The sequence below is a fragment of the Inquilinus limosus genome, assembly GCF_002195995.1.
In the GTDB taxonomy this organism is placed as follows: Bacteria; Pseudomonadota; Alphaproteobacteria; order DSM-16000; family Inquilinaceae; genus Inquilinus; species Inquilinus limosus_C.
On record NZ_NHON01000165.1, the window covers coordinates 1 to 8362 of the forward strand.

At 70.3% G+C, this 8362-nt stretch carries 8 protein-coding genes and 1 pseudogene; all 9 read right to left on the reverse strand.

The window, feature by feature from the left end; genetic code table 11:
- Window positions 1–150 precede the first annotated feature (150 nt).
- Window positions 151–300 (reverse strand): annotated as a pseudogene (locus tag BWR60_RS38510) (translation initiation factor IF-2 associated domain-containing protein); the annotation flags it as partial.
- A 21-nt stretch (window positions 301–321) separates the two neighbouring features.
- The gene (locus tag BWR60_RS34905; protein ID WP_230983278.1) at window positions 322–1050 is read right to left on the reverse strand and encodes an RNA-binding protein; all 729 of its coding nucleotides are present in this window, start codon (window positions 1048–1050) and stop codon (window positions 322–324) included.
- Window positions 1023–2513 (reverse strand): transcription termination factor NusA, encoded by a 1491-nt coding sequence (nusA, locus tag BWR60_RS34910; protein WP_088157773.1) that lies wholly within the window; start codon window positions 2511–2513, stop codon window positions 1023–1025. Before nusA ends, BWR60_RS34905 begins: the two co-directional genes overlap by 28 nt.
- A gap of 14 nt (window positions 2514–2527) precedes the next feature.
- Window positions 2528–3082: a ribosome maturation factor RimP gene (gene rimP, locus BWR60_RS34915; protein ID WP_088157775.1), complete on the reverse strand. Its 555-nt coding sequence runs from the start codon at window positions 3080–3082 to the stop codon at window positions 2528–2530.
- A gap of 213 nt (window positions 3083–3295) precedes the next feature.
- Window positions 3296–4003 carry a tRNA (guanine(46)-N(7))-methyltransferase TrmB gene (gene trmB, locus BWR60_RS34920; RefSeq protein ID WP_088157777.1) on the reverse strand — a complete coding sequence of 236 codons (708 nt, stop codon included), beginning with the start codon at window positions 4001–4003 and terminating at the stop codon, window positions 3296–3298.
- Between the two features lie 4 nt (window positions 4004–4007).
- Window positions 4008–5174 (reverse strand): methionine adenosyltransferase, encoded by a 1167-nt coding sequence (metK, locus tag BWR60_RS34925; RefSeq protein ID WP_088157779.1) that lies wholly within the window; start codon window positions 5172–5174, stop codon window positions 4008–4010.
- A 103-nt stretch (window positions 5175–5277) separates the two neighbouring features.
- Window positions 5278–5751 (reverse strand): helix-turn-helix domain-containing protein, encoded by a 474-nt coding sequence (locus BWR60_RS34930; RefSeq protein WP_088157781.1) that lies wholly within the window; start codon window positions 5749–5751, stop codon window positions 5278–5280.
- An 82-nt stretch (window positions 5752–5833) separates the two neighbouring features.
- A complete protein-coding gene (gene lnt / locus BWR60_RS34935; RefSeq protein ID WP_088157783.1) occupies window positions 5834–7501 on the reverse strand; it encodes an apolipoprotein N-acyltransferase in 1668 nt (555 codons plus the stop codon).
- Window positions 7437–8362 (reverse strand): hemolysin family protein (locus BWR60_RS34940; RefSeq protein ID WP_429913058.1); only part of this gene is annotated, 926 nt, incomplete at its 5' end. The genes lnt and BWR60_RS34940, both read right to left, overlap by 65 nt.

Genomic DNA, 8362 nt, shown 5'->3' on the forward strand with positions numbered 1-8362 from the left:
ACCAGCTGTCGCTGGCGATCGGCCGCCGCGGCCAGAATGTCCGCCTGGCCTCGATGCTGACCGGCTGGGACATCGACATCCTGACCGAGGCCGAGGAGAGCGAGCGCCGCCATCGGCCAGGGCCGTGTTGGTGCCGCCGCGCTGGCGCTTGACCTCGACGGTCACCGCCTTCGATCGGCCGTGGCTGAACTGCTGGCGCACCTGACCCGATGAATCGGCCGGCTTCCCACCCAGGGTGAGCTTGGGCTTCGCACTGCCCAGCGACAGCGTCTTGCGATCCTGTTCCTTGCTATCCGTCATATCGTCCAGCGTGATCCGCCGCTATCCCTGCACAGAGAAGGCCGGCGCGGCACCCGATGCCCCGTCGACCACACCACGTCCAGCCGGTCCGACCCGGTCGGCTCGACCACGAATTCCGTCCAGCCGTGCCGCTTCCGCGACCAGCCGTTCCGCCAGCCCGCCGCGAGCGATCGCAGCGTGTACCATGCGGTCCCGGGCAAAGGCCATCCCGAGCGCGTCGGCGGAGAAGATCTCCACAAGGGCCGGTGCCGGCCGGACCGCGGCGGCCAGGGCTGCCAGCTTGGCCCGCCCATCCGCCGCACCATCCGATGCCGCCAGCAGCACCGCGGCGCGGCCCTCGGCCAGCCACGCATGCACTTTCTCATATCCGGCCACCGCCTGTCCCGCCCGGCGTGCCATCCCGATGAGATCGATGCAGCTCCGATGCAAAAGTGCCTCGACCCGATCGACCAGATCGTCCGGGGCGCGGACCGACTGGCGGGCCGCCTTGGCGAACAGGCCCTTGGCCTGGGCCCGAAGCAAGGCCTCGCGTTCGGCGCTCACCCACAGGCCGCGGCCCGGCAGCCGTTCCGCCAGGTCGGGCACGACCTGCCCGTCGGGGCCGACGACGAAGCGAATCAGCTCCGCCTTCGGCCGCACGGTGCCGGTCGCGATGCAGCGCCGCTCGGGCCCTGCGGCCTCGGGCAGGTCTACATCCTCGGGGGAATGGGCGGTCGCGTCGCTCAGGCCTTCTCCTCCTCCTCGAACCAATGCGCCCGCGCCTGCATGATCAGGGCGTTGGCATCGTCGAGCGAGATCGTCTTCTCACCGAGGATCTCGACCAGCTCGTCGCCGGCCAGATCCGCCAGGTCGTCCAGGGTCTTGACTCCGTTCTCGCCGAGCTTGACCAGGATCGCCGGGGTCAATGCCTCCAGCGCCGCCAGGTCCTCGGCCACACCGAGCTCCTTATACCGCTCGGTCAGCTGCCGGTCGCGCTCCTCGAGCCAGCGCAGCGCGCGCTCCTGCAGCTCGCCGGCCACGCCCTCGTCGAAGCCCTCGATCTCCGCCAGCTCGTCGAGCGGCGTGTAGGCGATCTCCTCGACCTGGCGGAAGCCTTCGGCCACCAGGAGATGGGCGATGACGTCGTCGACGTCCAGGGCCTCCATGAACAATTCGCTGCGCTGCTTGGTCTCTTCCTGGCGGCGCTCGCTCTCCTCGGCCTCGGTCAGGATGTCGATGTCCCAGCCGGTCAGCATCGAGGCCAGGCGGACATTCTGGCCGCGGCGGCCGATCGCCAGCGACAGCTGGTCGTCCGGCACCACCACCTCGATCCGGTTCTGGGTGTCGTCCAGCACCACCTTGGCCACCTCGGCCGGGGCCAGGGCGTTGACCACGAAGGTGGCGGCGTCCCCAGACCAGGGGATGATGTCGATCTTCTCGCCCTGCAGCTCGCCCACCACGGCCTGGACGCGGCTGCCGCGCATGCCGACGCAGGCGCCGACCGGGTCGATCGAGCTGTCCTTGGAGATCACCGCGATCTTGGCGCGGCTGCCCGGGTCGCGGGCCACCGACTTGATCTCGATGATGCCGTCATAGATCTCCGGCACCTCCATGGCGAACAGCTTCGCCATGAACTGCCCGTGGGTGCGGGACAGGAAGATCTGCGGGCCCCGCGGCTCCTCGCGCACGTCATAAATGAAGGCGCGGACGCGGTCGCCGACCTTGAAATGCTCGCGCGGCAGCAGCTCGTCGCGGCGGATGACGCCCTCGGCCCGGCCGAGGTCGACCGTGACGTTGCCGTATTCGACGCGCTTGACCGAGCCGTTGACGATCTCGTCGACGCGGTCCTTGTATTCCTCGAACTGGCGGTGGCGCTCGGCCTCGCGCACCTTCTGCACGATCACCTGCTTCGCCGTCTGGGCGGCGATGCGGCCGAAATCGATCGGCGGCAGGTCGTCGATGACGAAGTCGCCGACCTTCAGATGCGGCCAGCGCTTGGCGGCGTCCTTGGCCTCCAGCTGGGTGGCCTCGTCCTCGACCGTCTCGACGATCTGGCGGTAACGGCGCAGCTCGATATCGCCCGACTTGCGGTTGATATAGGCGCGGATGTCATGCTCATGGCCGTATTTGGAGCGGCCGGCCTTCTGGATGGCCTGCTCCATCGCGGTCAGCACCTCGTCGCGATCGATGCTCTTCTCGCGGGCCACGACATCGGCAACGTGCAGCAGTTCCATAGCCTTGGGCGTTCCTATGCGTCTTGGGCGTCGGCCTGGGGGGCAGCGGCTGCGGCCGCGGCCTCCGCCTGCTCGACCTCTGCGTTGGCGGCTTCGATCAGGGCGTCGGTCAGGATCAGCTTCGCCCGCTGGATCTCGGCGAAAGGCAGCCGCACCGGCTCCTCCCCGATCTCCTCGCTGCGCAGCAGCACCGTCTCGCCGTCGATCCCGGCCAGGACTCCGCGGAAGCGCTTGCGGCCGTCGACCGGGACCCGCGTCTCGAGCCGCGCCTCGTGGCCGAGGAAGCGCTCGTAATCGGCGAGACGGGTCAGCGGGCGGTCGATGCCGGGGGAGGAGACCTCGAGCGTATAGGCCGTCGGAATCGGGTCCTCGACATCGAGGATCGCCGACACCGTGCGGCTGATCTCGGCGCAGTCGTCCACGGTCATGCCGCGGCGATCGATCCGCTCGGCCATGATCTGCAGCTGCGGCCTGTACTCGCCGCCGGTCATGAGGACGCGCACGACCTCATAGCCCATCGCTTCGAGCGACGGCGCCACGATCGTGCGCACCTGTTCCACTTGCGTCATCCTCTCCGGCATTCCTCGCGTCCAGAGCCTTGGAAGCCGTCACCACAACGAAAAAAGGCGGGCCGCAGCCCACCCTCTCAATCGTTCAACCGAACCATAGTCAAGTTGAACGCTATGGGTAACGGCGCTGATATATAGCCATCCGCCACAGATACGCAACCTGTTTCGCCTCGAGGGGCGCCGCCCGAGCCGCAGGGCGGGCCGCGGAGGCCCCTAATCCCGCGGCCGGCGCCGGAATCGCAGATAGTAGGGCCGGCCGTGCAGGGCCTTTTCCTCGTAGCGCGTCGGCGGCCAGTCGGCGGCCCGTTCGCGCCAGTCGGCCGGGCCTTCGGCGGTCCAGGCGAAGGCCGGGTTGCGGCGGACGCGCTGCAGCGACCAGTCCAAGAGCGGCGCGTCGTCGGTGGCGATGCGCAGCTCGCCGTCATCCTTCAGTAGCCGGGCGAGATCGGCCACGGTGTCGTCCTGGATGAAGCGGCGGTTGTGGTGGCGCAGCTTCGGCCAGGGATCGGCGAACAGCAGGAACAGGCGGCCGACCGAGCCGTCCGGCAGCCGGTCCAAGAGCGGCCGGGCGTCGTCGGGCCACAGCCGGACCATGTCCAGCCCGTCGCGCTCCACCGCCGCCAGCAGCGTCGACATGCCGTTGATGAAGGGCTCGCAGCCGATGAAGCCGATCTCGGGGTGATGTGCCGCCTGCCAGGCCAGGTGCTCGCCGGCGCCGAAGCCGATCTCGACCCACAGCTCGCGCGGCGGGCGCGGGAACAGGGCGGCCGGGTCCAGCGCGCCGCTGTGCTCGGGCAGCGCCACCGTCAGCCGCGGCAGCAGGGTCTCGATCAAAGCAGCGCGGCCGGCGCGGAGCTTTCGCCCATGGCGCCGGCCGTGGAAGTGGCGGCGCTTCTCGGCGCCGCCGTCGGTCTCGGTCATCGGATCAGAAGGCGGACCGCAGGTCGTCCACCAGGTCGGTCCGCTCCCAGGAGAAGCCGCCATCGGCCTCCGGCGTCCGGCCGAAATGGCCGTAGGAGGAGGTGCGGGCGTAGATCGGCCGGTTCAGGCCGAGATGGGTGCGGATGCCGCGCGGGCTGAGATTGACCAGCTGCTGCAGCACGTCGGACAGCTTGTCCTCGTCGACCCGGCCGGTGCCCTGGGTGTCGATATAGACCGACAGCGGGTGGGCCACGCCGATGGCGTAGCTGAGCTGGATGACGCAGCGCTCGGCCAGTTCGGCGGCGACCACGTTCTTGGCCAGGTAGCGCGCGGCATAGGCGGCCGAGCGGTCGACCTTGGTCGGATCCTTGCCGGAGAAGGCGCCGCCGCCATGCGGGGCCGCGCCACCATAGGTGTCGACGATGATCTTGCGGCCGGTCAGGCCGGCATCGCCGTCCGGGCCGCCGATGACGAAGCGGCCGGTCGGGTTGACGTAGAAATGCGGCTCGTCGCACATCCAGCCCTCGGGCAGGACCGACAGCACATAGGGGCGGACGATCTCGCGCACCTCGGCCTGGTCCAGGCCTTCGGCATGCTGGGTCGAGACCACCACCGAAGTGGCGGCGACCGGACGGCCGTTCTCGTAGCGCAGCGAGACCTGCGCCTTGGCGTCGGGGCCGAACTGCGGCGCCTTGCCGGAATGGCGGGCGTCGGCCAGGCTCTTCAGAATCTGGTGCGAGAACTGGATCGGCGCCGGCATCAGCGCCTCGGTCTCGCGGCAGGCATAGCCGAACATGATGCCCTGGTCGCCGGCGCCTTCGTCCTTGTTGCCGGCAGCGTCGACGCCGACGGCGATGTCGGCCGACTGCTGGTGCACCAGCACGTCGACCTGGGCGTTCTTCCAGTGGAAGCCGTCCTGCTCGTAGCCGATGTCGCGCACCGCCTGGCGGGCGGCGTTCTCCAGCAGGTCCGGGGTGATCGAGGCCGGGCCGCGGACCTCACCGGCGATCACCACCCGGTTGGTGGTGGCCAAGGTCTCGACGGCCACGCGGGCCTGGGGATCGGCGCCGAGATAAAGATCGACGATGGAATCCGAAATCCGGTCGCAAACCTTGTCGGGGTGTCCTTCCGAGACCGATTCGCTGGTGAAGATGTAGTTGCCTTTGGCCACGTCGAACCCCTGCCTGCGATGAAAGATGGGTGTAAAAAGTCTTGCGGCGGCGACCGCGACTTTTGGCAGGGGCCACGGGCGCGGTCAAGTGGGCGAGTCCGGATCAGCCCTCGTCGCTGCCGCTCTCGTCGCTGCGGGCCCCCGACATGGCCTTGAGCAGGTCCAGCACGCGCCGCCGGGTCGCCTGGTCCTCGACCCGGTAATAGGCGCGGATCAGCTCCAGCGTCTCGCGCCGCTGCATCGGGTCCGGGCCGGAATCGTAGGGCTCGGCCTCCTCGGCCAGGCCGGCCGCGGGCAGGCCGTCGGCCGGCGGCGCGTCCTCGAAGAAGAAATCGACCGGAACCTCCAGCACCCGGCTCAGCTGGTGCAGGCGGCTGGCGCCGATGCGGTTCGAGCCATGCTCGTATTTCTGGATCTGCTGGAAGGTCAGGCCGATCGCCGTCGCCAGCTTGGCCTGGCTGTAGCCGAGAAGGGTCCGCCGCAACCGGATGCGGCCGCCGATATGCACGTCGAGCGGGCTGGGTTCGTCATTCCGAGGACGACCGCGGGGCCGTTTCGGGGCATCGAGTGCGGCCACACACTACTCCGCAGCAATTCGCAAGGGGATGGGTGCGATCGTTTCACAAGGCGCGCATCCTAATGCGCCAACCCGGGCAACTTCAAGGCAGTCCGGCGGCGGGCGGGCGCAAGGTCCCGCGCGCCGGGCGGCCGACCCGCCCGAGCAGGAGGCCCAGGGCCAGCAGCAGCCAGAAGCCGGCATCGCCCCAGCGGGCGTAAGGGGTCTCGGGCAGCGCCGCGGGCAGGGCGGCGTCAAGGATGCCGGCCTGGCCCAGGGCGATCTCGCCGGTGACCCGGCCATAGGCGTCGACCACGCCGCTGATGCCGGTGTTGGCGGCGCGCACCAGCGGCAGCCCTTCCTCCACCGCGCGGGTGCGGGCGATGGCGAAATGCTGGTGCGGCCCGCTGGTCTGGCCGTACCAGCCGTCATTGGTGACGTTCAGCATCCAGCCCGGCCGCGGCGCCGAGGGGTCGAGCACGGCGCCGGGGAAGATCGCCTCGTAGCAGATCTGCGGGCTGACCGGCGGCAGGCCGGGCAGGTCGATGGTGCGCGGCCCGGGGCCGGGCGAGAAGTCGACCGACCCGGCGGTGATCTTCTCGATGCCGAGGGGCGCCAGCAGCTCGCGCAGCGGCACATACTCGCCGAACGGCACCAGATGCGCCTTGTCGTAGGTGGCCAGCACGGTGCCGGCGCGGTCGACCGCGTAGATGCTGTTCCAGGCCTGCAGCGGCTCGGTGCCGTAGGGCGTGGCCCGGGTGGCGCCGACCAGGGCGAGGGCGCCGGGCGGCAGGATCGCGCCCAGCGCCTTCTGCGCCTCGGGCTCCCAGGACAGGGTGAAGGGCACCGCGGTCTCGGACCAGATCACCGCGCTGACGCGGTCGAGTCCGGGCGCGGCCGACATCGCCAGCTGCTTGTTGAAGTTCTCGATCCGCTTGTCGCCGGACCATTTGTCGGTCTGGGAGATGTTGGGCTGCACCAGGCGCAGGGTCACGCCCGGCACCACGCCGCCCGCGTCGCCGGACAGACGCCAGGCGCCCCAGCCGGCGATCGCCGCGAACAGCGCGACGCCGGCGGCGGTGGCCGCGAAGCCCTGCCGGCGCGGCCCGGTCAGCGTCGCCGGCAGGGTGGCGGCGGCGACGGTCAGCAGGCTGAGGCCATAGATGCCGATCACCGAGACGCCCTGCAGCACGGGCAGCCAACCGACCCAGGTATAGCCGATCAGGTTCCAGGGAAAGCCGGTCAGGACATGGCCGCGCAGCCATTCCGCCAGGGCCCAGGCGGCGGCCAGGGCCAGCGGGCCGCCCCAGCCGGCGCGGCGCATCCCGTGGAAGGCGAGGCCGGCCAGGCCGGTGAAGATGCCCAGCAGCGCCGGCAGCCCGGCCAGGGCGAAGGGGATCAGCCAGAAGAAGCGCGGCAGGTCGACGGTCAGCGCCCAGGACACCCAGTACAGGCCGGGCACGAAGAAGCCGAAGCCGAAGGCCCAGCCGGTGAAGAAGGCGGCCCGGCCGCCGCGGGCGCCGACCAGCAGCCAGTACAGGGCCGGAAAGGCCAGCCACAGCAGCGGCGCGGCGTAGAGCGGCGGCACCGACAGGCTGGCCAGGACGCCGAAGGCGATGGCGGCGCCGAAGCGCCGCCAGCGGCTCAGCCCCATCAGGCGGGCGGCGAAGCGGTCGATGGCGCCACCGGGCCGCGGCCCGGCTGTCTCAGCCAGGCTCGGCGCCGTCCTTGCGGCGGATGCGGAGGCGTTTGATCCGGCGCGGATCGGCATCGATCACCTCGAACTCGAACCCCTTGGGGTGGGTCAACAGCTCGCCCCGCGCCGGGATCCGGCCGGCGAGCGAGAAGACAAGGCCGCCGAGGGTGTCGATGTCGTCACGCTCGTCCTCCTCCAGCACCGCGCCGACCTTGGCCTCGAAGGCCTCGATCGGCAGGCGCGCATCGGCGATCAGCGTGCCGTCCGGCTTCTCGACCAGCTGCGGCGGCTCGTCGATGTCGTGCTCGTCCTCGATCTCGCCGACGATCTCCTCGACCAGATCCTCGATCGTGATCAGCCCGTCGATGCCGCCGAACTCGTCGATCACCAGCGCCATGTGCTGGCGCTTCTCGCGCATCTGCTGCAGCAGGTCGAGCACCGGCATCGACGGTGCGACGATCTGGACCGGCCGCAGGATATCGGCCAGCGACTTCGGCGCGTCGCCGTCGCCGGCCCGGGCGCGGCTGAGGGCCGAGACCACGTCCTTGACGTGGATCACGCCCAGCGCGTCGTCCAGATTGTCGCGATAGACCGGCATCCGGCTGTGCGCCTCGCGGGCCAGGATGTCCAGCACCCCGGGCAGCGGCGTGTCGACCTCGACCCCGACGATGTCGGCCCGCGGCACCATCACGTCGATGGCGCTGCGGTCGCGCAGCCGCAGGATGTTGCCCAGCAGCACGCGTTCGTGCCGGGCGACCGAGGCTTCGTCCGCGCCGTCGTCGCCATCCTCGATCAGCTCCTCGATGGTCTCGCGCCAATCCTCCTCGCTCTTGCCGCGCAGCAGCCCGCGCAGCCAGCTGCGCAGCGGGTTCGCGTCGGAGGAGCGGGAAGGTCGGGCGGAGGAGGTGTCGGACATGGCCTCAGGCAGGGTGGGGC

Excerpts from the sequence above, each read along its gene's own strand:
- nusA (WP_088157773.1), bottom strand. The coding sequence starts at position 2,513 with ATGGAACTGCTGCACGTTGCCGATGTCGTGGCCCGCGAGAAGAGCATC.
- rimP (WP_088157775.1), bottom strand. The coding sequence starts at position 3,082 with ATGACGCAAGTGGAACAGGTGCGCACGATCGTGGCGCCGTCGCTCGAA.
- trmB (WP_088157777.1), bottom strand. The coding sequence starts at position 4,003 with ATGACCGAGACCGACGGCGGCGCCGAGAAGCGCCGCCACTTCCACGGC.
- lnt (WP_088157783.1), bottom strand. The coding sequence starts at position 7,501 with ATGCCGATCCGCGCCGGATCAAACGCCTCCGCATCCGCCGCAAGGACG.